This window comes from Nocardiopsis halophila DSM 44494 (assembly GCF_000341245.1).
In the GTDB taxonomy this organism is placed as follows: Bacteria; Actinomycetota; Actinomycetes; order Streptosporangiales; family Streptosporangiaceae; genus Nocardiopsis_A; species Nocardiopsis_A halophila.
The window spans coordinates 35,703-60,569 of the sequence record NZ_ANAD01000192.1; the positions used below are offsets into that span (position 1 = coordinate 35,703).

The following is a 24,867-nucleotide window of genomic DNA, read 5'->3' on the forward strand; positions in this document are numbered from 1 at the left end:
GGTCAGTCCCCCTCCAGGTCGGTCGGTTCGCCGTCGCGGAGCACCCGTACGCCGGCGGGCACCTCCACCCGGAAGCGGTCGTCGTAGACGCAGATCCCGCTGCAGGAGTTGTCCAGCCGGAGGGTGCCGTCCTCCAGGGACCAGGAGGAGGTGACATCGGGGTCGCCCCGGGTGGCGATCCACCGGGTGACCCCGACGTCCTCGCGGTCGGCCTCGACCAGGTCGGTGGGGGTGCCGCCGGCCACGACGTCGAGCACGTCGCCGTCGAAGGGGAAGGCGGTCGACTCGGGGTGGGCGTCGGTGGCGTCGAGCAGGGAGCACCCCGTGGCGAGCATGCCGCCCGCGGCCGCGACGGCCAGTGCGGTTCCGGTTCTGCGGAGGAGTGTGCGCATGCCTCCACCCAAGCGGCCGCCCTCGCCGCGGGCACTACGACCAGGCGTGCGATCGGGGTAGGGCTTGCCCTACCGGGACGGGGCGCGGCCGGGCCGCCCCTCCCGCGGCGAACGGGTCCGGGGAAGCCCCGAACACCACGTCCCGAGGATTTCCGGGGAAAGGCCATGGCGGTCGGGAGTGGACGCAGGTGGCCGCGGCGGCGAAGGCTCCGGTGAGGCCGCTCCGACCAGGGCGGCCGCCGCTGCCGTTCCCGTGGTGTGGGCCCCGATCCCCCGGATGGCGAGCCGTTCCCCCCTTCGCCGTCCCTTCGATCCGTGGACGCCCCGAGGACGCGGCGGAGGTGGCTGATCCGCCGCGGACCGGGCTTCGGCGGGGCGGAACGGAGCGTCTGCGGGAGCACCGGGAGGACCGGTGGTTCCACCGGCCCCGGCGGGCTCACGTGCGGTTCTGCGCGAAAACGCGGCGTACGCAGGAACGGCACGAAAATTCGTCCGTTTCGTCACTGTTTCGCAGGGCGAGGACGGTCGGCCCCGATCTTCTCCGCGCTGTCACCGGGACGGGGGATCGGGTAATAGGATGCTCACCGCGTCACCGGCCTACAAGCCCGGTAAATGCCGAATCAGCATGCCCGTGTGCCGTACACCTATCGGACCGGTGGTTTGCGGCCGCGAAGAAAAACGCAGCGCAGGGCCGATCTCTCCACCGTCCGCGCCCCTCCCCGCGGGTCCGCGGACGCCCCCGCCCTGCCGCGCACGCGGCGACATGTGGAAGGTGATCAATGTCGGAACGGACGCCCGATGCCCGTGCGGGCGGACCCGGCCCCTGGCGCGCCCCCGCCGCCGCCCTGGCCGCCGGCGCCGGCGGCGTGATCCTCTGGGGCGCCGTCCTCTACGCGCTCCCCGGGGGCCACGCCCTGACCGCGGTCGCAGCCCTGGCCACCGTCGCCTTCGCGGCCACCGCCTGCTACCTGGCGGTGCGCTTCGCCGACGGCGCCGAGCGCGGCGCCGCCGAACGCGACCGCCTGCACGAGGAGCTGCGGTCGGCCCGCGAGGAGCGGGACGCCGTCCGGGAGCACGAGGAGGCCGGCCGCCGCGCCCTGGACGACCTGACGACGCGGGTGCTGCCCGGCGCGGTCGCCCGGCTCCGCGAGGGCGCGACCGCCCCCACCGTGCTCTCCGAGACGCCCGCCCCCGAGGACGCGGACCACCGCCGCCTGCTCGACCTGCTGGTCCGCGAGATCGCGGTGGGCGAGCGGCGGCGCGCCGCCGCCCTGGCCGCCTGCGCCAACGCGGCCGGTCGGGTGCAGGCGCTGAGCACCCGCACCCTGGCCGAGCTGCGCGACATGCAGGACCGCTGCTCGCCCGACATGCTCGGCGACCTGATGGGCGTGGACCACAACACCTCGCAGATCGGCCGGGTCGCCGACAGCATCGCGGTGCTGACCGGCGCCCGCACCGGCCGGCGGTGGACCAAGCCGATCCGGATGGAGAGCATCCTGCGCGGCGCCATGGGCCGGATCAGCGCCTACCGCCGGGTGCGGCTGCACTCCAGCAGCCGCTCGGCCGTCGCCGGGTACGCCGCCGAGGACGTCATGCACGCCCTGGCCGAGCTGATGGACAACGGCACCCGCTTCTCGGCACCGACCGAGGAGGTGCACGTCTACGTCGAGGACCTGAACAACGGCGCGGTGTTCACCGTCGAGGACGCCGGGCTGGGCATGCGCCCGCAGGCGCTGACCCGTGCCGAGCTGGCGGTCTCGCGCACCGAGCCGCTCGACCTGACACGGCTGTCGGGGTCCCGGCTGGGCCTGGCGGTCGTCGGCCAGCTGGCCCGCAAGCACCGGATGAACGTGTTCTTCCGCCCCTCCTCGCGCGGCGGCGTGGGCGTGGTGCTGCGGCTGCCCCACCACCTGCTCACCTCCGCCCGGGAGGATCCGCTGCCCGCCCCGGTGCGCAACGGCGCCCCGGCCCAGGCCCCCGGGCGACCCGCTTCCGAGGCCCTCCCCCAGCGCTCGGCCCCGGCCGAGCCGGCGGCCGGCGCCCCCCCCCTGCCCCCNCGCACCGCGGCCCGCGGACCCGCCGCGCCCCGAGCCCGCCGAGCCCGCCGCGCCCCCTGCCGGGGACGGTGCGCACGTCCGGTCTGCCCCCGCGGAGCCGGACCGCACCGGCCCCAAGCGCCCGCTTCCCAAGCGGCCCCGGGGCGACAGCCTGCGCTCGGACCCCGACATCGCGGCCCAGGCGCGGACCGGGCCGCCGGGCGGCCCGGCCGGGCCGCCGGCCGAACCGGCGGCCGAGGCCGACCAGGGCGCCCGGCCCGGGCTGGGCAACCGTTTCGGCGCCTTCCAGCAGAGCCGCACCCGGGCACCCCGGCGCGGCGACACCGGCCCACTCCCCCTGGGCTCCTCCCCTCCGCCGGAGGACGCCGACAGCAGCGGCTAGGGGCGGGCGCCCCGGACGCCTTCCGCCCGCCCCGCCCGACCGGACGACAGATAGGAGTGAGCGCATGGACGCCACCGATTCCTCCCTCGAATGGACGCTGGAGAGGCTCGTCGGTGAGACACCCGGCGCCCGGCACGCCCTGGTGCTCTCCCGCGACGGACTCAAGCTCTGCCACACCCCGGGGCTCGGCGCCGACCAGGCCGACCAGCTGGCCGCCATCGCCGCCGGTGTGCAGGCGCTGGCCGGCGGGGCCTCCGCCGAGTTCGGCGACGGGACCGGAGGCGTGCGCAGCTCGATGACCGAGTTCCACGGCGGCATCCTGTTCATCGTGGAGGCCGGGCCCGGCGCGCACGTGGCGCTCATCGCCGCCGAGGACGCCGACAGCGGCCTGATCGGGCACAACCTGGAGGAGATCGTCGAGCAGATCGGCGCCTTCTTCACCTCCCCGCCCCGGCACGCCGCCTCCGGCGGCCCCGCGGTATGAGCCCGCGCGCGATCGACGGGGAGGACCCGGACCGGCTCTACACCGTCACCGGCGGGCGCAGCCGCGCCGAGGAGACCGGGCTGGACCTGGTCACCCTCGTGGTGAGCGAGTCCGACGCCGCCCCCGGCATGCAGTCCGAGCACGCGCGCATCCTGCGGATCGCCCGCCGCCCGACCTCGGTGGTGGAGCTCTCCGCCGACCTGGCGCTCCCGGTCAGCGTGGTCAAGATCCTGCTGGCCGACCTGCTGGACCGGGGCATGGTCTCGGCCCGCCACCCCTCTTCGGCCGCGACCGGTACGCGGCTGCCCGACCCCGCTTTCCTGAGGAAGGTGCTCGTTGGACTCAGCAACCTGTGACCCCGAGGGCCTCGCCCGGCCGCCGCTGCGGGCCACCGCCTCCGACGGGGTGAAGATCGTCGTGGTGGGCGGCTTCGGGGTCGGAAAGACCACGATGGTCCGCGCCGTCAGCGAGATCCGCCCGCTCAGCACCGAGGAGGTGATGACGCAGGCGGGGGTCGGCGTGGACGACACCGCGGGCGCCCGCGACAAGACCACGACCACCATCGCCTTCGACTTCGGCCGGATCAGCCTGGACGAGGAGCTGGTGCTCTACCTGTTCGGCGCCCCCGGGCAGAAGCGCTTCTGGTTCCTGTGGGACCAGCTCTTCGCCGGCACGCTGGGGGTGGTGGTGCTGGTGGACGCGCACCGGATCGAGGACTCCTGGTACGCCGTCGACCGCCTGGAGCACCACGGCATCCCGTTCATCGTCGCCCGGAACCGCTTCGAGCCGGTCGCGCACACCCTCGACGAGCTGCGCGAGGCGCTGGACCTGCCCGCGGGGGTGCCGGTCGTCGAGTGCGACGCGCGCGACCGCGAGTCCTCCAAGCAGGTGCTGCTCGCGCTGGTCGACCACCTGTACGCGCTGTCCTCCGCCCCCTCCGCCCGGGAGACCGCATCGTGACCGAGCGCACCTCACCGAACGACGCCCCCGCCGCCGAGGAGCGTGTGCCCTTCTACGGGGAGCGCTTCCAGCAGGACTCCGCCGCTCTGTACGCCCAGATGCGCGCGCGGCACGGACCGGTGGTGCCCGTGCTGCTCGACGGCGACCTGCCCGCCTGGCTCGTGCTGGGGTACCGGGAGGTGCACCAGGTGACCGAGGACTCCGAGCTGTTCGCCCGGGACACCCGCCGGTGGAACCAGTGGGACCGGGTGCCCGAGGACTGGCCGCTGATGCCCTACGTGGTGCACAACCCCTCGGTGATGTTCACCGAGGGCTCCGAGCACCGCCGCCGGGCCGGGGCCATCGGCGACGCGCTGTCCGAGGTCGACCAGTTCGACCTGCAGCGCGCGTGCGAGCGGATCGCCGACCGGCTGGTCGACGAGTTCGCCGGGAGCGGGCAGGCCGAGCTGATCTCCCAGTTCGCCATGCGCATCCCGATCGCGGCGGTGGCCGGGATGTTCGGCATGCCCGAGTCGCAGACCCCGGACCTGGTGCGGGACGTGGCGCTGTCGCTGGACGTGGGCCCCGAGGCGATGCCGGCCTACGCCCGGGTGCAGGAGGCCATGGCCCGCCTGGTGGAGGAGAAGCGGCGCGCGCCGGGCATGGACGTGCCCTCGGCGCTGCTGGCGCACCCGGCCGGGCTGTCCGACGACGAGATCGTGCTGGACCTGCTGGTGGTCACCGCCGCCGCGCAGCAGCCCACCGCCAACTGGATCGGCAACACGCTGCGGCTGATGCTGACCGACCCGCGGTTCGAGATGACGCTGACCGGCGGGCGGGCCAGCGTGGGGCAGGCGCTCAACGAGGTGCTCTGGCACGACACGCCCACGCAGAACTTCATCGGGCGCTTCGCCGCCCGGGACACGGTGCTGGGCGGGCGCCGGATCGCCGCGGGCGACCTGCTGGTGCTGGGGCTGGCGGCGGCCAACGCCGACCCCAACGGGAGCCTGGGGCCCGACGTGGACCTGCAGGGCAACCGGGCGCACCTGTCGTTCGGGCACGGCGAGCACGGGTGCCCCTACCCGGCGCCGGAGGTCGCCGAGGTGATCGCCCGCAGCACCGTGGAGGTGCTGCTGGACCGGCTGCCCGACACCGAGCTCACGGTTCCGGCCGAGTCCCTGGCATGGCGGCCCTCGGTGTGGATGCGCGGCCTGGAGCGGCTGCCGGTGCGGTTCACCCCGGCCTACGTCTCGGGCGCCTGAGCGCCGCGCCGTCCCGGCCCGCTTGCGCGCGGGGCCGGGACGGCGCGGCGGGGCTCGGCCTGCCGGGGTTTCAGCGCACGGGCGTGAAGACCACGGGCAGGGTGAGTGGGCCCCGGGTGAACAGCCCCTCCTCCCGGGGCTCGTGGCCGTCGGCGACCCGCACGTCGGGCATGGCGTCCAGCAGGTCGTTCACCCCGACCTCCACCTCGGACTTGGCCAGCAGAGCGCCCACGCAGAAGTGCCGGCCCAGCGCGAAGGACAGGTGGTGGGCGGCGGCGGAGAACGCGGTGTCGGTGGGCAGGTCCTCGCGGTGGATGTCGAAGCGGTCCGGGTGCGAGAACCGCCTCGGGTCGCGGTTGGCCGCACCGATCAGGCAGGTGAGGGTGGAGCCGGCGGGCACGGTCCCGGTGCTCAGTTCCACGTCCTCGGCCGGCTGGCGCATGATCATGTGCACCGGCGGGGTGTGGCGCAGCGTCTCGGCGAAGGCCCGGGTGATCAGCGAGCGGTCGGCGCGCACCGCCGCCAGCTGGTCGGGGTGGGCCAGCAGGTTGCGGAAGATGGCGGCGATGGCCTTGTCCGTGGTCTCGCCGCCGGCCGCCAGGAGCAGGCTGACGAAGGCCTTGATGTCCTCGTCGCTCATGGTGGTGCCGTCCACCTCGGCGGTGCACAGCTGGGAGAGCAGGTCGTCGCCGGGGGCGGCGCGGCGCTCGCGGATGATGGGGAGCATGTAGGCCGCGAGCTCGTCGCGTGTCCGGATCCCCTCGGCGGCGATGTCCGGATCCTGGCTGAGGTTGCTCAGGAACGCGATGATCGAGGAGTACCACTCCTGGAAGCGGTCGTGGTCGCCGCGGTCCAGGCCGAGCATGTCCACGATCACGTTGATGGGGAACCGGCGCGCGAAGTCGTGCACCAGGTCGGCCTCGCCCTTGTCGCGGAAGCGGTCGACCAGTTCGGCGGAGTTGCGGCGGATGACCGGAAGGAAGCGCGCCTCCAGCTCCTTGCCGCGGAAGGCGGGGGCCACCAGCGCACGGCGGACGGCGTGCTCGCGGCCGCTCATCTGCAGAATGGTGCGCCCGTGCACCGGCTCCAGCTGCCAGCCGTAGTTCTCGGTGGTGAAGACGGGGTCCTTGAAGGCGCGGGCGACGTCCTCGTAGCGGGAGACGATGTAGCTCTGGGTGGGCTCGTGCCAGAAGAGGGGCGCCTCCTCCAGCATGGCACCGTAGGCCGGGTAGGGGTCCTCGGCGAATTCCGGGGACAACAGGTCCGGGAATCCCTGCACGGAGGTCATGCGGCTCCTTTATGTGTCGATTCCCGCACAGATTAACCATTCGACCTCTTATCCGGAAGAGGACGCCCTCTGAATTGACGGAATCGCCACGACCCGCTACAACGGCGTTTCGGACGGCCGTCCGCCCCGTTTTCGGGACGGACGACTTCCGGTGTCTCCGCCGAATTCCCTTCCCGGTTCCGGGGCCTCCGGCGCCCGGCCGGGGTCAGGCCCCGGGGAGCCAGGCGTCGGGGCCGAAGACCTCGTAGTGGATGCTCCGCGCGGGGACGCCGCGCCCGATCAGGGCCGTGCGGACCGAGCGCATGAACGGGAGCGGGCCGCACATGTACACCTCCGCGCCGGCGGGCAGGTCGACGCGGTCCAGGTCCATGCGCCCGGGCAGCTCGCGTGCGCCGGTGTCGGCGCCCTCCTCGTACCAGAAGATCCGCTCGGCGCCGGGGAGCCCGTCGACCAGCTCCGCCGTCTCCTCCCGCAGCGCGTGCGCCCGGGGCGAGCGGTCGGCGTGCAGGAGCAGCACCCGGCGCCGGCTCCCGGTCGCGGCCAGGTGGTGCAGCATCGCGGCGATCGGCGTGCACCCGATCCCGGCCGAGACCAGCACCAGCGGGCCGTCGCCGTCCTCCAGCCGCACATCGCCGAAGGGGGCCGAGAGGGTGAGGTCCGTGCCCTCCTCCACCGTGTCGTGCAGCAGGTTGGACACCTCCCCCGCCGGGGGCGCGCCCTCGGGGCCGCCGGGCTCGGCCTTGACGGTGATCCGGCGCGTCCGCCCGCCGGGCGCCCCGGACAGCGAGTACTGGCGCAGCTGGTGCACCCCGTCGGGCATGCGCACCCGCACACTGACGTACTGTCCGGGCCGCGCCCCGGGAAGCGGGCCGCCGTCGCGGGGGCGGAGGGTGAAAGAGACGACGCCGGGCGCCTCGGGGGTCCGGCGCACCACCTCCCACCGCCGCCAGGTGTCCCCGCCCTCGGCCCCGGCCCCGGCGTACAGGCGCGCCTCCCGGGCGATGAGCGCGCCCGCCATCAGCCAGTACACCTCGTCCCAGGCGGCCGCCGCCTCCGCGGTCAGGGCGGCGCCGAGCTCCTCGGCGATCGCGGCGAAGAGGTACTTGTGGACGACGACGTACTGGTCGTCGGTGACGCCGACGGCGGCGTGCTTGTGCGCGATGCGCTCCAGGATCGTGTCCGGGCGCTCGTCCGGCCGCTCCAGCAGCGCGGTCGCGAACCCGGCGACGGAGGCGGCGAGCGCGCGCCGCTGCCCGCCGTCGGCCTGGTTCCCCCGGTTGAACAGCCCGTCCAGCAGCTCGGGCCGGTCGCCGAGCATCGTGTCGTAGAACCGCGCGGTGATCGCGTCCAGGGACCCGGCGACCGCGGGCAGGGTGGCGCGCACGGCCGCTGCGGACTCTGCGGAGAGCATCCGTCCTCCAGAGGGCGGGGTTGAATTGGTATCTCAAATGCAAATTACAACCGCTTCCCCGCCCCCGTGCACCGGGGTCGCCCGCCCCGGATCACCTCGGGCCCCGGGGCTCCCCGGGGCTACTCTTCGGGCCGCGCGGGAAGACCGACCAGGACCGGACCGGCCGGGTCGGCGACCAGGGCGTCCACGGTGACCGGGTCCAGCGCCGCCATGAACGCCTCCCGGGCCCGCGCCAGGGCCGAGCGCAGGCGGCACGCCGAGCGCAGCGGGCACGGCGGGTCGTCCTCGCAGCCCACGACGTCGCCCTCGCCCTCCAGGGCCCGGACGATCGCGCCGACCGAGGCGGTATGGCCCGCGCCGGTCAGGCGCAGCCCCCCGCCCCGCCCCCGCCGGGCCTCGACCAGCCCCATCTCGGACAGCCGGGCCACCGCCTTGGCCGCGTGCGTATAGGGCACCGCGACCATGCCGGCCACATCGCGGGTGGTGAGCGTCTCCTCCCCCGCCACGGCCAGGCGCATCACGATCCGCAGTGCGACGTCGGTGAATGAGGTCAGGCGCATGCGACAACGGTATGCGCCTGGCCTCAGCCGGGGCCCACGGAGGAGGGCGGACGGGGCGGTGGAGGCTACCCGAACTGGTAGTGGCCGTCGCCACTGCCGCCTTCCTAGGATGAGGACACCGATCGCCCTCCCGAGATCCCCGGAGGCCCCCGTGCCCGACACCCGAGCCGCGCATACGGACGGGGCCCCCGTGCCCGGAGGCCGACACGGGCCGGACGGCGCCTTCGCCGACGCCTGCATCGCGCGGCACCGCCGCCTCCTCACCGAGGCCGCAGGGGCCATGGCGACCCGGGGGTACTGGGCGGCCTTTGAGGAGGACTCCTCCGCCTATGGGCCCGACGCCGCCGAAGCGGGCGAACGCGCGTTCCGCGCCCGACTGGGAACCTCGTTCCGCCTCAGCCAGCCCGGAGGCCCCGGCACCACCGGTCCCGCACCGGATGAGGGCGGAGAACGCTCCCCTTACGGGTTCGACCTGGGCATCTCCTATCCGGCCCCGGACCCCGACCTCCTCCTGCCCGCCATGGCCCGGGCCATGGGGCCGTGGGCGGAGGCCTCTCCCCTCGCCCGGGCCTCGGTCTGCGCCGAGATCCTGACGCGGCTGAACTCACGGTCGCACGAGATCGCCGCCGCCTCGATGCACACCAGCGGACACGGGCCGCTCATGGCCTTCCACGCAGGCGCCGCCCACGCCCAGGACCGCGGCCTGGAGGCGGTGGTCGGCGTGCTCGGGGAGCAGCGGCGCATGCCCTCCTCCGTGCTCTGGCGCAAGCCGGTCCCGGCCGGGTCCGAGACGCACGAGAAGGTGTTCGTCCCGCGCCCGCTCGGCGTCGGGCTGGTCATCGGAGGCAGCGTGGTCCCCACGTGGAGCGCGTATCCGGGGCTGTTCGCCTCGCTCGCGGCGGGCAACGCCGTTCTGGTGAAGCCGCACCCGCGTGCAGTACTGCCGCTCGCGCTGACCGTGCAGACGGCGCGCGAGGTGCTGCACGAGGCCGGGTTCCCGCCGGACACGGTCTGCCTGGCCGCCGAGCGGCCGGGGGCCCCCGCCGCGGAGGCGCTCGCCGCCCGGCCCGAGGTGCGCATCATCGACTACACCGGTTCCACCGCCTTCGGCGAACGCCTGGAGAAAAGCTTCCCGCACGCGAGGGTGTTCGCCGGGAAGGGCGCGGTCAACGGCCTGTTCATCGACTCCGTCGCGGACTACCGCGCCCTCCTGGTCAACCTCGCCGCCACACTTGCTCTCAACAGCGGACGCCTGTGCACCACTCCGCAGAACCTCTTCGTCCCCGTCTCGGGCATCGCTACCGACGAGGGGATCAAGGGGTTCGACCGCTTCCTCGCCGACCTGGGGGCGGAGCTGGACCTCCTCCTGTCCGACCGGCGGGCCGCGGCCGACCTGCTCGGCGCCATCGGCGACCGCCCCACTCTCGACGCCTGGCGTCGGGCCGCGGAGGGCCGCATGGGCGAGGTCGCCTACCGGGGGGCGGAGCTCGCCCACCCCGACCACCCGGCCGCCCGGGTCCGTCCGCCGGTGGTCGTCCGGGCGGACGTCGGCGAGGCGCGTCTGCGCACCGAGGTGCCCGGGCCCGTCTCCTTCGCAGTGCCCGTGCCGTCGGCCGACGCGGCATTCGCCGCGATGCGGGAGGGCTCCGAGGCCACGGGGGCGCTCACCGCCGGCGTGCACACCACCCGGGAGGACATCGTGCGGCGGGCCGAGCGCTTCGCCCTGGACTGCGGCGTCAATCTCTCCGTGAACCTCGCCGGCCCATGGTTCATGACCCAGTCGTCGGTCTTCTCCGATGTGCACGGTGCGGGCGGGAACAGGGCCGCGCCGCTCCCCGACGGCACCGGGGCCTTCCTGGCCTCCCGTTTCACCGTGGTGGGGATCCGTCGGAGGATGGCGGAGGGGTCTCAGGGGTCGGCGTGACGCCGTCCCTCCCGGCCGGGCTCCTCCGCGCCGCCCCGCCCCAGCACGGCGTGCACCAGCTCGGCGCGGCAGCTGACCCGGTACGCGCGGAAGAGCTTCTTCACGTGGTAATCGACGGTGTTCGGCGAGATGAGCATGCGCCGGGCGACCTGGCGACTGGTCAGCCCTTCGGCGATGAGGCCGACGATCTCCCGCTCCTTGTCGGTCAGCCTCCGTCCGCGGTGCCCGGCGGAGGAGCGGTCCGCCGCCGGCGCGGCATCCGCCTCTTCGCGAAGCGCACGGCGGAACCCCAGGGGGACCGATTCGGCGATGAGCCGACGGGTGATCGCGCTCTGAAAGGCCGGCTCCGGCCCACGGGTGAGGATCCCGTTCGCGCGCGCCTCGTCGACCAGCGGGAGCAAGGCGGCGGGCCTCTCCGCGCCGAGGAGCGCCCCGGCCCGCTCGACCGGGACGCCGTCGCCTCCGCACGTGGCCAGGACGCGGACGAACTGGCGGCATTCCGACGTGCACTCCGCCAGCACGGAGTCCATCCAGGAGTGCAGCCGCTCGGGCAGCTCCCGCCCCACGGGGACCGCACCCGTGTCGCAGATGCGCACCATCCCCTCCTCCAACAGCCCGGTCACCAGCTCCACCACGAGCCCGGGATGTCCCCCGGTACGGTCGACCAGATCGGCTAAGGGCGGGGAGAGCGGCGCCTCGACGATGTCGACGGCGAGCTGGGCGGCCTCGGTCGCTCCGAGACCGCCCAGCGGTATGCGCACGAGCTTCTCTTGGGGCAGTGACAGCCGCGCCTCCAACCGCCGTGCCTCGGGACCGGTACGCCGCGACATGAGCCACACGTAGCCGGGGCCCCATGTCCGGCCCCGGACCATGGACAGGTTGTTCAGCTCCAGTCCGCTCAGCCGGTCGATGTCGTCGACCACGAGAAGGGTCGGGCCGGCGTGCGCCCGCGCGCGGGCGCAGGTCCCCCCAGAGGGCGCCGTGTACAGCGCCGCGCCATTGACCTCGCACCCCAGGCCCGCGGCCATCTCCATGCATTCCTGCAGGAACCGGGTCTTCCCCGCCCCTGCTTGGCCCACGACATGGATGGCGCTGCCGACTCTGTCCTCGGCGTTCCTGAGCGCCCCGAGCACCTGGCTCAGCTCGGAGCCCCGCCCACGTAACCGGCGCCCGGTCACGGAAAGCGGATCCCGCTCACGAACGGCCACTGCATTCACCAGGCTTCTCCTGTCCCAATCATCAGGTGAGAGGACGTCGGGCCGCTCCGTCGCGGCACGGGGCGGGCGCGGGGGCAGGGCGCCCGCCCGCTCGCGGGAGGGTGGCCCGGATCCGTTACCGGGGTGCGGGGAGGATGTCGGCGAGCACCGCCTCGATCTCGTCGGCGCTCGGTTTGACGTCGGTGAGGAGGGTGTGCAGGAGGAGGCCGTCGATGACGCTGGCCACGACGGTCTCACGGACGGGGTCGTCGGTGTAGACGCGGGCGAACGCCCGCACCGNCCCGTCGGTGGCCTCGCGCAGGTGCGGTCGACGCGCGGCGAGGAGGAAGAGCTCGTACTCGGCGAGCAGCCGCCCGGAGTCGGCGGCCACCTCGGACAGCAGGAGGGCCAGGTCGCGGCGGCGGTCCCCACCCGACGAGAGGCGGCGCATCCGTTCCGAGTCCTCCTCCATCACGCTGGTGAGCGCTGCGGTGAGGATGTCGCCCAACCCGCTGAAGTAGTACGTGGTCGCGGATGTGGGCAGGCCGGCCTCCCGCGAGACCGTCCGGTGGCTCACACCGGCGACCCCGTCGCGCTCGATCACCCGCAGAGTGGCCTCGATCAGCGCCCGCCGGCGCCGCCGTCCCTTGATCCTGCGCCCGTCAGCGGTGGGCTCGACCTCGCTCAGCGTCTCCTCCTCTGGGCCGGGCGGGACCGCTGACGGCGGCCCCGCGCTTTCGGTCCGTTCTACCCGATGGGGCTCTGCGCGCGGTCGCCCTCCTCAGGCCGCGCCTTCTCGCGCACAGCGTCGGAGCGCCGCACCGCCCGTCCGAGCATCGGCAGGGACACGACGACGATGGCGACGATGAGCGCGCCGGCCGCGACCGTGACGAGGAATCCCCCGGTGGTCCCGGCCTGCTCCACCGCCAGGCCCGCGGAGAAGGTACCGGCCGCGGTGCCGATGGTCAGCCCGGTCAGCGCCCATGTCATGCCCTCGGTCAGCACCGCGGCGGGCACCACCTTCTCAATGAGCGTCATGACCAGGATCATCATGGGCGCGAAGAAGACCCCGGCGAAGAAGACGGCGGCCGAGAGCGTCCAGATGTCGCCCACCAGCAGGAAGGGCAGAGTGGTCAGGCCGGTCCCGGCGACGGCGGCGAGGAGCGCGCGCTGAGGCCTCCAGGGCAGGTTCAGGGCCCCGAAGGCCAGTCCGGAGATCGCCGATCCCAGGGCGTAGGCCGACAGCACGATGCCGGTGGCGCTGGGCACCCCGAGGGACTCGGCGAAGGCGACCGCGACGACGTCGACGGCGCCCACGATGATGCCGCCGGCCAGCAGTGTCAGGGCCAGCACGACCAGCGGGAGGCTGCGGATCGCGCCCGCGCCCCGCGTGGTCGCGTCGGCACCGCGGACGGGCGGCTCGGTCGAGCGCTGGGCCACGAACAGCAGGACTCCGACCGTCAGGAAGGCCGCGGAGGCCAGCGGTCCGGCCTGGGCGAAGGCCATGGTGCTCAGCACGACCGACAGGGCCGGGCCGGTGATGAAGGTGAGCTCGTCGGCGACCGACTCGAACGAGTAGGCCGTGTGGAGACGGGGTGAGTTCCGGTAGAGCTCGGTCCACCGCGCACGGGCCATCGCGGACATGCTCGGCATGCAGCCCGCAGGCACGGCGAAGGCGAAGTAGGTCCACGCCGGGAGCCCGAGCTGCACGCACAGCAGCATCAGGCACAGGCTGGCCACGCTCACTCCGGCGGCCAGGGGCAGGATCCTGCGCTGGCCGAAGCGGTCGGTCAGCCGGGAGACCTGCGGAGTGATCACGGCCATGGACAGCGTGAACGTCGCGGCGACGGCACCGGCGAGGGCGTAGTTGCCCTCGGTGATCGACAGCATCGTGATGATGCCGATGTTGGTCATCGCCACGGGCATGCGCCCGAGGAGGCCCGCGATGGTGAAGCCCTTGGCTCCCGGGGCGGCGAATATCTGGGCATAGGGGTTGGGCACGGTCGGCTCCTCGTGCTCGCGCTGGGCCAAGAAACTGGGACGTCCGTCCCAAGAGTATGGGCACCCGCGCCACTCCCCTACAACCCCCCGCCCTGTGACATGGACCACCACCCCCGCGCACCACCCCTGGTGGGCCGCCCACCGCGGACCGACGGCCCGGGAAGGGGTACCCGCCCCCCGGTCACCCAGCGGATCCACCTCGTCACCGAATTCCCGGCCGACGCAGTTCACCCGCCTTTCGGCTACCGGGCAGCCGTTCCGAGCTACCCGGTTGGGTAGTGGCCCCGGAGCAATGGCGAACAATAGTCTGATTCCGAAGAAATCAGACTTTCGACCGAATCAGGCGAATGCGCCCGCGGTCGACCTCCAGCCCGAATTCCTGAATGACGTTTCTTGTGTACGGGAGAGGATCCGGTGTACACGCAGTCCGAACCGTTCATGCCGGTCAGCGATTATCAGCGGGACATTTGGGCGGCCGAGTCCCGATCCGGGGGCGGCCCCCAGTTCAATGTGGCGATCCACGAGCGCCTGGAGGGCGCGATCGACCTGCCCGCACTGCGCGCGTGCGTGCACCGCGCCTTGCAGCGCCACGGCGCCCTGCGCATGCGCTTCTCTCCGGATGCGTCGGGAGGCCTCCTGGTCGGCGCCGATACCGCCGGCTCCACGCCCCCCGGAGAGGTCCGTACCGTCGACCTGTCCGCCGAGCCGGACCCGGCGGCGGCCGCGCGGGCGTGGTGCGACCTCGAGCTCTACGCACCCCTCTCGGTCACGGAGGGCCCCCTCGCCTCCGCCGCGGTGCTCTCCGAAGGCCCGGGCGCCGCGCACCTGTTCATCAAGGTCCACCACATCGTCTGCGACGCCTGGGCGCTCAATTCCCTGTCCTCGGAGATCCTCGATGAATACCGGGCGCAGGCGGCCGGGGAGCCCTTCACCCCCGCGGAGCGCGCACCGTTCACGCCGGCCGGCGCGGCCGAGAAGAACGACGACGATCTCAAGTTCCACCGTGAGAATCTGCGGGACGCCGTTCCGGCGCTGTTCACGCGCTCCACGGCCGGTCCCCCGGAAAGGGGCCGCTCCTCCTTCACCGTCGACGGCAAGACGGTCCGGCGGATCCTGGAGGCCGGCGCCTCTCCGTTCGCCTACCTGGCGTCGGCCTTCGCCGTGGTCCTGGGGCGCCTCCACCGCGCGCCGGAGGTCATCCTGGGCGTGCCCTTCCTCAACCGCACGGGGGAGGCCGAGCGCGGGGTCATCGGCCAGTTCGCCAACAACCTCCCGCTGCGCATCCCGGTCGACCCGGGGGCTCCCCTGCTGGAACTGGCCCGCGACACCCGCGAGCGGGTCCGTACGATGCGCGCGCACCAGGCGCTGCCGCTGGGCGAGATCCTGCGCGCCGCCCCCGGCCGGACGGCCGGCGGCCTGTTCGACGTGACGCTGTCCTACATGCGCTTCCCACGCCCCAGGGAGATCCCCGGGGTCGCCAGAGCGACCCGGATCATGGCCCCGGTGCACGACGACAAGGCGATCTCCGTCATGGTGCACGCCTTCGAGGACGAGGACGATCTGCGGATCGACCTGGACTACGCCCGCGACGTCTTCGACGGCCACCTGACCGCCGAGGCCGTGGCCGGCCACGTGACCGAGCTCCTGCGCAAGGGCCTCGACATGGCCGAGCTTCCGCTCTCGGCGCTTTCCATGCTGACCGACGAAGAGTACGAGGAGGTCGTGCGGCGTCACCAGGGCGAGCCCGCGCGCTACCCCGGGGAGAAGACGCTGCACGGACTGTTCGCCGAGCAGGCCGCCCGCACCCCCGGGCACCCTGCCGTGGCCGACGCGGCCGGGCGGTGGTCCATGGACTACTCCGAGCTCGACCGAAGGTCCAACCAGGTGGCCCGAGCGCTCCGCGGCGAAGGGGTGGGGCCGGGCACGCGCGTGGCGGTTCTCGCCGAGCGGGGCCCGGAACTGCTGCCCGCCCTTCTGGGGATCCTCAAGGCCGGCGGCGCGTACGTGCCCGTCGACCCCGCCTCCCCTCCGGCCAGGATCGCCATGCTGCTCCAGGACTGCGGTGCGGCCGCCGCCCTGCTCGGCCCGGGTGCCCCCGCCGACGCGATCCCGGACGGCGTCCCGGCGCACGCCGTCACCGACCTGTTCCGCGGTCCAGAGTCCCCGCTCCCGCCGCTCGCCGGATCGGCCGACCCCGCCTACGTCATCTACACGTCGGGCTCCACCGGCCGCCCCAAGGGGGTCGTCGTCCAGCACCACTCCGTGGTCAACCGGCTGGCCTGGATGCAGCGCCACTACCCGATCGGCCCCGGGGACACGCTCCTGCAGAAGACCCCCGTCTCGTTCGATGTATCGGTATGGGAGCTCTTCTGGTGGGGCGCCGAAGGGGCCCGTGCGGTGCTGCTGCCCCCCGGCGCCGAGAAGGACCCGAGGGAGATCGCCCGCGCGGTCCGGCAGAACGGGGTGACCGCGCTGCACTTCGTCCCTTCGATGCTCGGCCCCTTCCTCGACCTGTTGGAGGGGGACCGGCAGGAGCGCGACGCCGCGGCCGGGATGCGCCAGGTCTTCTGCAGTGGCGAAGCCCTGCCCCCCGAGCGGGTCAACACCTTCAACCGGATCTTCGCCGCCGAGCAGGAGGGCGGCACCGCACCGCTGCTGGTCAATCTCTACGGGCCCACCGAGGCCGCCGTCGACGTCACCCGCTACGACTGCCCTCCCGCATCGGGGGGCCCGGTGCGGCGCGTGCCCATCGGCCGTCCGGTGCAGAACACCTCCGTGTACATCCTCGGGCCGCACGGCGGCCCCCAGCCTGTCGGCGCCCCTGGCGAGCTGTGCATCGGTGGCGTCCAGGTGGCCCTGGGGTACCTGAACCGGCCGGAGCTCACCGCCGAGCGGTTCATCGACGACCCTTTCGCCCCCGGCGGCCGCCTGTACCGGACCGGTGACCTGGCACGGCTGCTCGCCGACGGCTCCATCGAGTACCTGGGCCGGATCGACAGCCAGGTCAAGATCCGCGGCAACCGCGTAGAACTCGGCGAAGTGCAGAACGCGCTGGTGGCCGTGGACCGCGTACGCGAGGCCGCGGTCATCGACCGGGCCGGAGAGGCCGGCGGCACGGTCCTGGTCGGGTACTACACCTCCGCGGAGGAGATCCCCGCGGCCGAGCTGCGCGGAACCCTCGGCGCGGAGCTGCCCGAGTACATGGTCCCGTCGCGCTTCGTGCGCATGGACGCCCTGCCCCTCACGCCCAACGGCAAGCTGGACCGATCCCGCCTGCCCGATCCGCCCGCTGCCGGATCCACCGGCCGCGAGCCGCGCACCCCCACCGAGACCGCCCTGCTGGAGGCCGTCCGCGACGTCCTGGGCACCGACCAGATCGGCGTGCACGACGACTACTTCGCCATGGGCGGGGACTCCATCTCGCTGCTGCGCGTGCGTGCCCGAGCGGAGCGGGCCGGGGTCGGATTCACGCTGTCCGACTTCGTCCGCTCCCCCACCGTCGCGGCGCTGGCCGAGACCGTGGACGCCGAGAGCGGAAGCCGCACCGTCCGACGCGGGGCCGGGGCGGAGCCGTTCGCCCTCGTCTCCCAGGTGGACCGGGCGCGCCTGGAGGGCAAGGCGGACGCCTTCCCGCTCGGGCGCCTCCAGCTCGGATTGCTCTTCCACAGCCGGGAGCGGAAGGACTCGGCCGTCTACAAGGACGTTTTCCGCTACAGCCTCGCGCTGCCTTGGGAGGAGGGGCCCTTCCGCGAAGCATTCGCACGGTTGGCCGCCCGGCATCCCGCGCTGCGCTCCTCTTTCGACCTCGGCGGATTCTCCGAGCCGCTGCAGATCGTGGACCGCTCCGCCCCGGAGGGCGCCCTGGGGGTGAACGACCTCCGGAGCGCCCCCGCCGACGCGGCCGAAGAGCGGATCACGGCGCACATGCGCGAACGCTGCGTGCACGCCTACCGCTTCGACCGGGCGCCGCTCTACCGGTTCGAGGTGTTCGTCCTCCCAGAGACGGTGGAGATCGTCTTCAGCTTCCACCACGCCCTGCTGGACGGGGGCAGCGTCGCGAACCTCATGAGCGAGCTGCTCCAGGACTACTGCCACACGTCGGGCATGCCGATCGGCCCGGTGGAGGACGGCCCCCTCCCGTCCCCGGCCCTGTACACGGCCGACGAGCGTGCCGCGATCGCCGAGCAGGAGAGCCGCGACTACTGGCGGACGAAGCTGGACGGCGCCGCTCCCCCGGAGATCGAGGGCTTCCGTTCGCACGAGCCGGGTGACGGCGCCGCCGGCGGCGGGACCATCGTGCGCCATGTGCCGCTGCCCGACGGGATCGAACGCGGGCTGCGCGCGCTGTCCGAGGACCGCGGAGTGCCCGCCAAATCCGTGCTGTTCGCCGCGCACGCGCTCACACTGCGGACGTTCTCCGGCCAGAACGACCTCACCACCGGGCTGGTCACCCACGGCCGCCCCGATGTCGAGGACGGCGAACGGATCTGCGGCCTGTTCCTCAACACCGTCCCGGTCCGGTTCTCCTTCGCCGGGGGCACCTGGCTGGAGGCCGCGCGCAACCTGATGCGGCAGGAGCGCGAAGACCATCCGCACCGGCGCGTCCCGCTCGCGGTCATCCAGGAGGACCTGGGCGGGCGCACCCTGGTGGACACCGCGTTCAACTACATCCGGTTCCGCCAGCTCGCCCCGGTCTTCCGGCTCCCGGACGTGCAGGACCGCGGGTTCACCGCCTGGGAGGAGACCAACTTCGCGCTCCTGGTCAACGCCATGGGCGACCCCGTGGACGGCCGCACCACGCTGCGCATGGACTTCTCCGGCGAGATGTACACCCCGGGCCAGGCGGACCTGTTCGCCGGCACCTTCCTGGCGCTGCTCGACCGCATCACCGCCGCACCGGACGCCCCCGCCGACCCGTCCTTCCTGGCGCCCGGGACCCCCACCCGCCCCGTCGCCGGCCACACGGACGTCGTGACGGTGTTCGCCGAGCGGGCCCGGTCCGCCCCCGAGGCCGCCGCCGTGGTCGCCGACGGCACCGAGTGGAGCTACGCCGAGCTGGACCGGCGCACCGCCGGGATCGCTCGGATGCTGCTGGCGGTGGGCGCGCGGCAGGGGGACCGGATCGGCATCGCCATGGACCGCTCCCCCGCCACGGTGGCCGTGACGGTCGGCGCCGCCCGGGCCGGGTGCTCGGTGGTTCCGCTCGACACCTCCTACCCGCAGGAGCGGCTGCGGGCGATGGTCGAGGCCGCGGACCCGGTGCGGATCGTGGCCTCCAGGGAGCACGAGCACCTCGTGGAGGACGCCAGCCGACTGCTGCCCGCCGAGTCGCTGCTCGACGGCAGCGCCGCCCCCGGCGCAGCGGAGCGCACCGGACCGCTGCCGGCCGTCGCCCCCGGCGACGAGGCCTACCTGCTGTTCACCTCGGGCTCGACCGGCGCCCCCAAGGGGGTGTCCATGCCGCACAGGTCCCTGGCCAACCTGATCGCCTGGCAGAACGGCACCGCGACCGGGGCGGCGGGCAGGCGCACCCTGCAGTACGCCCCGCTCAGCTTCGATGTCTCCTTCCAGGAGCTGTACTCCACGCTCTGCGGCGGCGGCACCCTGGTCGTGGTGGACGAGGAGCTCCGGCGGGACATGCCCGCCCTGCTCCGCCTAATGGTCCGCACCGGCGTGGAGCGGATCTACATGCCCTACATCGCGCTGCAGCGGCTGGCCGAGGCCGCCGACGCCCTGGGGATCGTGCCCAGGGCGCTCAAGGCGGTCGTCTCCTCCGGAGAGCAGCTTCGGGTCACCGAGGAGATCCGGCGGTTGTGCGCCTCGCTCGACGGCGCCGTGCTGGAGAACCAGTACGGCCCGACAGAGAGCCATGTCGTCACCTCCTACGCCATGTCCGGCGACCCGGCGCGCTTCCCCGCGCTGCCCCCGATCGGACGGGCCGTGGCCGGTACGCGGGCGGTGGTGCTGCTCCCGGACGGGCGCGAGGCCCCCGTCGGCGGCAAGGGCGAGATCCACCTCGGCGGTGCGTGCCTGGCCTCCGGCTACGCCGGGCGTCCGGACCTGACCGCCGAGCGGTTCATCGACGACGGCCGGGGCGGGCGCCTGTACCGGACCGGCGACATCGGAATGGTCCTGCCCGGCGGGGAGGTGGTCTGCCTGGGCCGCTCCGACCGGCAGGGGAAGATCCGCGGGNGCCGAGCTGGCGCTCGTCGAGGCCGCGGCGGCCGCCGGGGTCCGGGCCGCCGAGGTCGCCGTGGTGCCGCGCCACCGCGGCAACGGCGATTCCTTCCTCGCCGCCTACCTGGTCGGAGACGGCGACGCCGCCGACCTCGACACGCTCCGGCGCAGACTGCGCTCGGCGCTGCCGGAGCACCTGCTCCCCACCCACTACGCGTGGCTTCCGTCGATGCCGACCACCCCCAGCGGCAAGCGCGACGACGGCGCCCTGGCGCGCCTGCCGGTGCACGGCCCGAAGGCGGGCGGCGGGGAGGCGACCGCACCGCGGGACGAACGGGAACGGGCGCTGGCGGAGATGGCCGGCGAACTGCTCAACACGGCCGCGATCGGCGTGCACGACGACCTCTTCGAGCTGGGCGCGACCTCGATCACCGCGATGCGCCTGGTGGTGCTGGTCGAGCAGCGCTTCGGGACCGTCATCCCGCTGTCGGAGCTGATCGCCTCGCCCACGGTGGCCGACCTGGCCGCGCGGGTGAGCGAGGCCGAAGGCACGGGTCACGGCGGCGGCGCGGCCGAGCGCTTCGACCCGCTGGTGCCCATCCGCACCGGTGGTGACCGGGCGCCGCTGTTCTACGTCCACCCCATGGGCGGGAACGTGCTGTGCTACGTGCCCTTCGCCAAGCGCCTGCCGCCGGACCGGCCGATGTACGCCCTGCAGGCCTTCGGGACCGACGCCGGGACCGAGCCGGTGCGGGGCATGGAGGCCATCGCGGCCGGCTACATCGAGGCGGTCCGCCGCGTGCAGCCGCACGGGCCGTACCACATCGGCGGCTGGTCCTTCGGAGGCTTCGTTGCCTTCGAGATGGCCCGCCAGCTCCGCGCGGCGGGGGAGGAGATCGCCTCCCTGGTGGTCCTCGACACCACAGCGCTCAACCCGGAGCGCCGCGAGCGCACCGACGACGAGGCGCTCATCGCGTGGTTCTTCTGGGAGCTGCTGTGGCTCCAGCGCGGCGGCGAGTCTCCGGAGGCGGTCATCCCCGCCGAGCTGACCACGCTGGACGAGAAGTTCGAGTACATCACCGCGCTCGCCGTCGCCGAGGGGGTGCTGCCGCCGGGCAGCACCGACGCCATCGTGCGCCGGCTGTTCCGCCTCTACGAAGCGAACTGGCGCTCGGCCTTCGACTACTGGCCCGAGGAGGTCGACCAGGACATGGTGCTGGTCCACGCGGTCGAGCCGCTTCCGGAGGTGCTGCTGTCCATGCACACCGCGATCCGGAGCATGCACGAGGACCCCGCCAACGGCTGGCGGCAGCGGACCTCGGGGCGGCTCACGGTGGTCGAGGCCGAGGGCGACCACCTGACGATCATGGAGGAGCCGTACGTGGCCGCCGTGGCCGCGGCGGCCGTCGGCGCGGCCGAGGCGGCCGAGGCGGATCAAGCGGACGAGGCGTTCGGCGGCGGAGCCGGCGCGGAGCGGGAGGTGCGGTGAACATGCGGACACCGAAGGCGATCGTCGTCGGGGCCGGGATCGGCGGGCTCACCGCCGCGATCGCGCTGCGCCGGGTCGGTCTGGAGGTGGAGGTCCACGAGCGCGCGCCCGAGATCCGGGCCTCCGGGTTCGGGTTGTCGGTGATGAGCAACGCGCTGTCCGCACTCGACTCCCTCGGCATCGACCTGGGGCTGGAGAAGCGCGGTCGCACCCTCGACCGGTACCTGGTCAAGGACAGGCGCGGCCGGCTGGTCCGGGAGTTCCCCTTCCCGGAGATCGTCGACCGGATCGGCGTTCCGTGCGTGTGCATCGGCCGCGCCGACCTGTTCGCGGCGCTCCGCCAGGAGGCGGAGGGCATCCCGGTGCACCTGGGCCGGGCGGCGGAGGGGTTCGAGGCCGGAGAGGACGGTGTGGCCGTCCGCTTCGCGGACGGGGGGACCGCCGAGGGCGACCTGCTGGTGGGCGCCGACGGCTTCAACTCCGCGGTGCGCCGGCAGGTCGCCGGCCCCGGCGAGCCCTCCCAGGACAGCGGCTACATCGTCTGGCTGGGGATCACCGACTACTCCCACCCCCGCTTCCCCGAAGGGTCGGTGATCCACTTCTGGGGCGACGGGATGCGGTTCGGCCTGGTCGACATCGGCCACGGACGGCTGTACTGGTGGGGTACCAAGAACATGTCCGAGGAGACGTCGGCGGACTGGTCCGGCGGCCGGGCCGAGATCCTCGGCGCCTACTCCGGCTGGCCGGACGAGGTACGAGAGGCGGTACGGGTGACGCCCGAATCCGACATCCTCGCGGTGACCTCCCGCGACCGCCCGTTCCTGGCCCGCTGGGGGGAGGGGCCGGTCACCCTGCTGGGCGACGCCGCCCACCCGATGCTCACCAGCCTGGGCCAGGGGTCGGCCATGGCCATGGAGGACGCCGTCGTGCTCGCCCGCCATGTGGAACGGGAGCCGGACGTACACCGCGCGCTGCGCGGCTACGAGGACGCACGGCGCGAACGGACGCGGGGGATCGTGGCGTCGACACGCTCGGTCAGCGACTTCGAGCAGTCCCAGGGGCCGCTGCGGCGCCGGCTCCGCGATGCCTATTTCCGTCACATGCCCCACCGGAAGCTGGTGGGGACGCTCGAAGGCGCGCTCACCTTTCCGGGCTCCTTCCCCGAGGAAGAAGCGCAGGGGTAGTCGGGGCCGACGGCGCCTCCGGACCGCTGGACCGGCGGCCGCCGGAGCCCTCCGCGGAGCCGAGACCCCGGTTTACGACACCGACGAACCAAGGAGCTCAATGGACCCCCACCCCTCCGCCCCCCGGCGCGGCGACCGCCCGGTCGTCGTCACCGGAGCCTCCTCGGGTCTGGGCCGCGAGTGCGCCCTCTACCTCGAACAGCAGGGGCACCCGGTCATCGCCGGTGTGCGCCGGGCCGAGGACGGCGAGAGGCTGGTCGCCGAATCACTGCACGGGCGGTTGCGCCCCACCGTCGTCGACGTCACCGACGACGCCTCGGTCGAGGCCTGCGCCGCGTTCGTCGAGGCGGAGTACCAAGGCCTGAGCGGCCTGGTCAACAACGCCGGCATCGCGGTGTCGGCGCCGTTGGAGTGCGTCGACACCGCCACCCTTCGGCGGCAGCTGGAGACCAACGTCGTCGGGCAGCTGGCGATGGTCCGCGCCCACCTCCCCCTGCTGCGCCGCTCCCAGGGCCGAATCGTGAACGTCACCTCCGGGCTGGGCCGGGTCGCCGTGCCCTACATGGGCGCCTACGCCGCCGCCCAGTTCGCCAAGGAGGCCCTCAGCGACGCCCTGCGCCGCGAGCTTTCCACCAGCGGGGTGGGGGTGTCGGTGGTCCAGCCCGGGGCGATCCTCACCCCGATCTGGGGCAAGCTGTCGACCACCGCGGACGCGGCGCTGCGGTCCGCGCCGCCCGGGGTGGGCGAGATCTACCGGGCCTCCTTCACCGCCTTCGTCAAGGCCAATGAGCAGGGGGCGTTCGACAGCCGGACCACGCCGGAGCATTTCGCCCGGGCGGTGGAGCACGCGCTCACCGCACCCGTGCCCCGCACCAGGTACCGAGTGGGCGCGGACTCGGTGCTGATGACGGTGCTGTCCCGCCTCCTGCCCGACCGGGTGCTGGACCGCCGGTTCGCCGCGCTCGCACCGGAGCCGAGATCGTGGGCACGGGAGCACCGCAGAGGCGCGGTCTGACCTGTCCGCAGGCCGTCCCCGGCCGCCCCGGCGGGGCGGCCGGGGACGGTTCAGGCCCGGCGGGCGGCCTCGCCGGCGCGGGTGGCGTCGGCGCCCCAGCCGGTGACCAGGCGCAGGGACTCGGCCGAGGGGGAGTCCGGCTCGGCGTGGTAGACGACGAGCGCCTGGTCCTGGTCCTCGGGCAGGCGCAGGGTCTCGTAGGACAGCCTCATCTCCCCCACCAGCGGGTGGTTGAGGACCTTGGTCCCGAACCCCTTCTCCTTCACGTCGTGGGCCGCCCACAGGCCCCGGAAGTCGTCGCTCTTCACCGACAGCTCGCCCACCAGGGACGACAGGCGCGGGTCGTCCGGGTAGCACCCGGCGTCCATGCGCAGGTAGCTGACCACGTCCGCGGCCTTGCCCTCCCAGTCGACGAACAGGTCGCGGTAGTCCTCGCGCAGGAACACCAGACGGGCCCAGTTGCGCTCGCGCGCCGGAAGCTCCCCCCAGTCCCCGAAGACCGCCGCCGCGGCCCGGGTCCAGGCCAGGATGTCGGACCGGCGGCCCACCACGTAGGCGGGCACCCCCTCCAGGGTGTGCAGCAGCCCCCGCAGCCCCGGGCGCACCTTCTGGGCGGCCGCCCGCCGCACCTTGTGCCGCTCGGGCTTGGCCAGGTGCAGCAGGTGGGCGTACTCGGCGTCGCTGAGCCGCAGCGCCCGCGCGATCGCCTCCAGGACCTCGGCCGAGACGTTGCGGCCGTTGCCCTGCTCCAGGCGGGTGTAATAGGCCGCGGACACCCCGGCCAGCTGGGACAGCTCCTCGCGCCGCAGCCCGGGGACGCGGCGCCGGTGCCCGTAGCGCGGCAGCCCGACGTCCTCCGGGGTGAGGCGGGCGCGGCGGCTGCGCAGGAACTCGCTCAGCTCGGCGCGCCGGTCCAAGGGCTGCTCCTCCGAAGGGCTCGGCTCCGGAGGCTGCGCGGCGGCGGGCTCGTCAGCGGGGTCGTCGGTCATGTCCTCCAGTATCGGTGCACGTCGCGCCGCCTGCCTGACACTGCCGGTGGTAGGCACGGCGAACGTACGAAAAACGGATGTCTGGGTCCCCGCGCGCAGCGGCGGAACCATGGACGA

General features: G+C 73.7%; 16 protein-coding genes and 2 pseudogenes. 10 read left to right on the plus strand and 8 right to left on the minus strand.

What is annotated here, in order from left to right:
- Positions 1-2: 2 nt before the first annotated feature.
- The gene (locus D450_RS0121775) at positions 3-392 is read right to left on the minus strand and encodes a hypothetical protein (protein WP_017540761.1); all 390 of its coding nucleotides are present in this window, start codon (positions 390-392) and stop codon (positions 3-5) included.
- A 1,613-nt stretch (positions 393-2,005) separates the two neighbouring features.
- Here D450_RS0121775 and D450_RS34860 point away from each other — a divergent pair.
- The 5 genes and pseudogenes from D450_RS34860 to D450_RS0121800 form a co-directional block, all read left to right on the plus strand.
- Positions 2,006-2,239: pseudogene (locus tag D450_RS34860) on the plus strand (ATP-binding protein); the annotation flags it as partial.
- 656 nt (positions 2,240-2,895) lie between these two features.
- Positions 2,896-3,315 carry a roadblock/LC7 domain-containing protein gene (locus tag D450_RS0121785; protein WP_017558255.1) on the plus strand — a complete coding sequence of 140 codons (420 nt, stop codon included), beginning with the start codon at positions 2,896-2,898 and terminating at the stop codon, positions 3,313-3,315.
- Positions 3,312-3,671 carry a DUF742 domain-containing protein gene (locus D450_RS0121790; protein WP_017540763.1) on the plus strand — a complete coding sequence of 120 codons (360 nt, stop codon included), beginning with the start codon at positions 3,312-3,314 and terminating at the stop codon, positions 3,669-3,671. Before D450_RS0121785 ends, D450_RS0121790 begins: the two co-directional genes overlap by 4 nt.
- Positions 3,652-4,275: a GTP-binding protein gene (locus tag D450_RS0121795; protein ID WP_017540764.1), complete on the plus strand. Its 624-nt coding sequence runs from the start codon at positions 3,652-3,654 to the stop codon at positions 4,273-4,275. Before D450_RS0121790 ends, D450_RS0121795 begins: the two co-directional genes overlap by 20 nt.
- Positions 4,272-5,516: a cytochrome P450 gene (locus D450_RS0121800; RefSeq protein WP_017540765.1), complete on the plus strand. Its 1,245-nt coding sequence runs from the start codon at positions 4,272-4,274 to the stop codon at positions 5,514-5,516. The genes D450_RS0121795 and D450_RS0121800 overlap by 4 nt, the downstream gene beginning before the upstream one ends.
- Before the next feature lie 70 nt (positions 5,517-5,586).
- On the opposite strand, the gene D450_RS0121805 is transcribed toward D450_RS0121800, so the two are convergent.
- From D450_RS0121805 to D450_RS0121815, 3 genes are all read right to left on the minus strand, one after another.
- The gene (locus tag D450_RS0121805; RefSeq protein WP_017540766.1) at positions 5,587-6,804 is read right to left on the minus strand and encodes a cytochrome P450; all 1,218 of its coding nucleotides are present in this window, start codon (positions 6,802-6,804) and stop codon (positions 5,587-5,589) included.
- A gap of 205 nt (positions 6,805-7,009) precedes the next feature.
- Positions 7,010-8,215 (minus strand): globin domain-containing protein, encoded by a 1,206-nt coding sequence (locus D450_RS0121810; protein WP_017540767.1) that lies wholly within the window; start codon positions 8,213-8,215, stop codon positions 7,010-7,012.
- A 119-nt stretch (positions 8,216-8,334) separates the two neighbouring features.
- Positions 8,335-8,775, minus strand: a complete 441-nt coding sequence (locus D450_RS0121815) for an RrF2 family transcriptional regulator (RefSeq protein WP_017540768.1) — start codon at positions 8,773-8,775, stop codon at positions 8,335-8,337.
- A 151-nt stretch (positions 8,776-8,926) separates the two neighbouring features.
- On the opposite strand from D450_RS0121815, the gene D450_RS0121820 reads away from it, so the two are divergent.
- Complete coding sequence (locus D450_RS0121820; RefSeq protein WP_206539661.1) at positions 8,927-10,699, plus strand: aldehyde dehydrogenase family protein; 1,773 nt, start codon at positions 8,927-8,929, stop codon at positions 10,697-10,699.
- On the opposite strand, the gene D450_RS0121825 is transcribed toward D450_RS0121820, so the two are convergent.
- From D450_RS0121825 to D450_RS0121835, 3 genes are all read right to left on the minus strand, one after another.
- Positions 10,684-11,733, minus strand: coding sequence for a helix-turn-helix transcriptional regulator (locus tag D450_RS0121825; protein ID WP_152520886.1), 1,050 nt, complete (start codon positions 11,731-11,733; stop codon positions 10,684-10,686). The genes D450_RS0121820 and D450_RS0121825 overlap by 16 nt on opposite strands.
- A 298-nt stretch (positions 11,734-12,031) precedes the next feature.
- Entirely contained in the window at positions 12,032-12,367 is a 336-nt protein-coding gene (locus tag D450_RS0121830; RefSeq protein WP_449289479.1) for a TetR/AcrR family transcriptional regulator, read from the minus strand.
- A gap of 275 nt (positions 12,368-12,642) precedes the next feature.
- Entirely contained in the window at positions 12,643-13,896 is a 1,254-nt protein-coding gene (locus D450_RS0121835; RefSeq protein ID WP_026128701.1) for an MFS transporter, read from the minus strand.
- Between the two features lie 438 nt (positions 13,897-14,334).
- Here D450_RS0121835 and D450_RS30900 point away from each other — a divergent pair.
- The 4 genes and pseudogenes from D450_RS30900 to D450_RS0121850 all read left to right on the plus strand — a co-directional run.
- A pseudogene (locus D450_RS30900) lies at positions 14,335-20,034 on the plus strand (amino acid adenylation domain-containing protein); the annotation flags it as partial.
- A gap of 394 nt (positions 20,035-20,428) precedes the next feature.
- A complete protein-coding gene (locus D450_RS34865; protein WP_241483240.1) occupies positions 20,429-21,562 on the plus strand; it encodes a thioesterase domain-containing protein in 1,134 nt (377 codons plus the stop codon).
- A gap of 2 nt (positions 21,563-21,564) precedes the next feature.
- Positions 21,565-22,746: an FAD-dependent monooxygenase gene (locus D450_RS0121845; protein ID WP_026128702.1), complete on the plus strand. Its 1,182-nt coding sequence runs from the start codon at positions 21,565-21,567 to the stop codon at positions 22,744-22,746.
- A 100-nt stretch (positions 22,747-22,846) separates the two neighbouring features.
- A complete protein-coding gene (locus D450_RS0121850) occupies positions 22,847-23,761 on the plus strand; it encodes an SDR family oxidoreductase (RefSeq protein ID WP_017540773.1) in 915 nt (304 codons plus the stop codon).
- Positions 23,762-23,811: 50 nt separating this feature from the next.
- Here D450_RS0121850 and D450_RS0121855 read toward each other — a convergent pair whose 3' ends face one another.
- Positions 23,812-24,750, minus strand: a complete 939-nt coding sequence (locus D450_RS0121855; protein ID WP_017540774.1) for a helix-turn-helix domain-containing protein — start codon at positions 24,748-24,750, stop codon at positions 23,812-23,814.
- Positions 24,751-24,867: the final 117 nt, after the last annotated feature.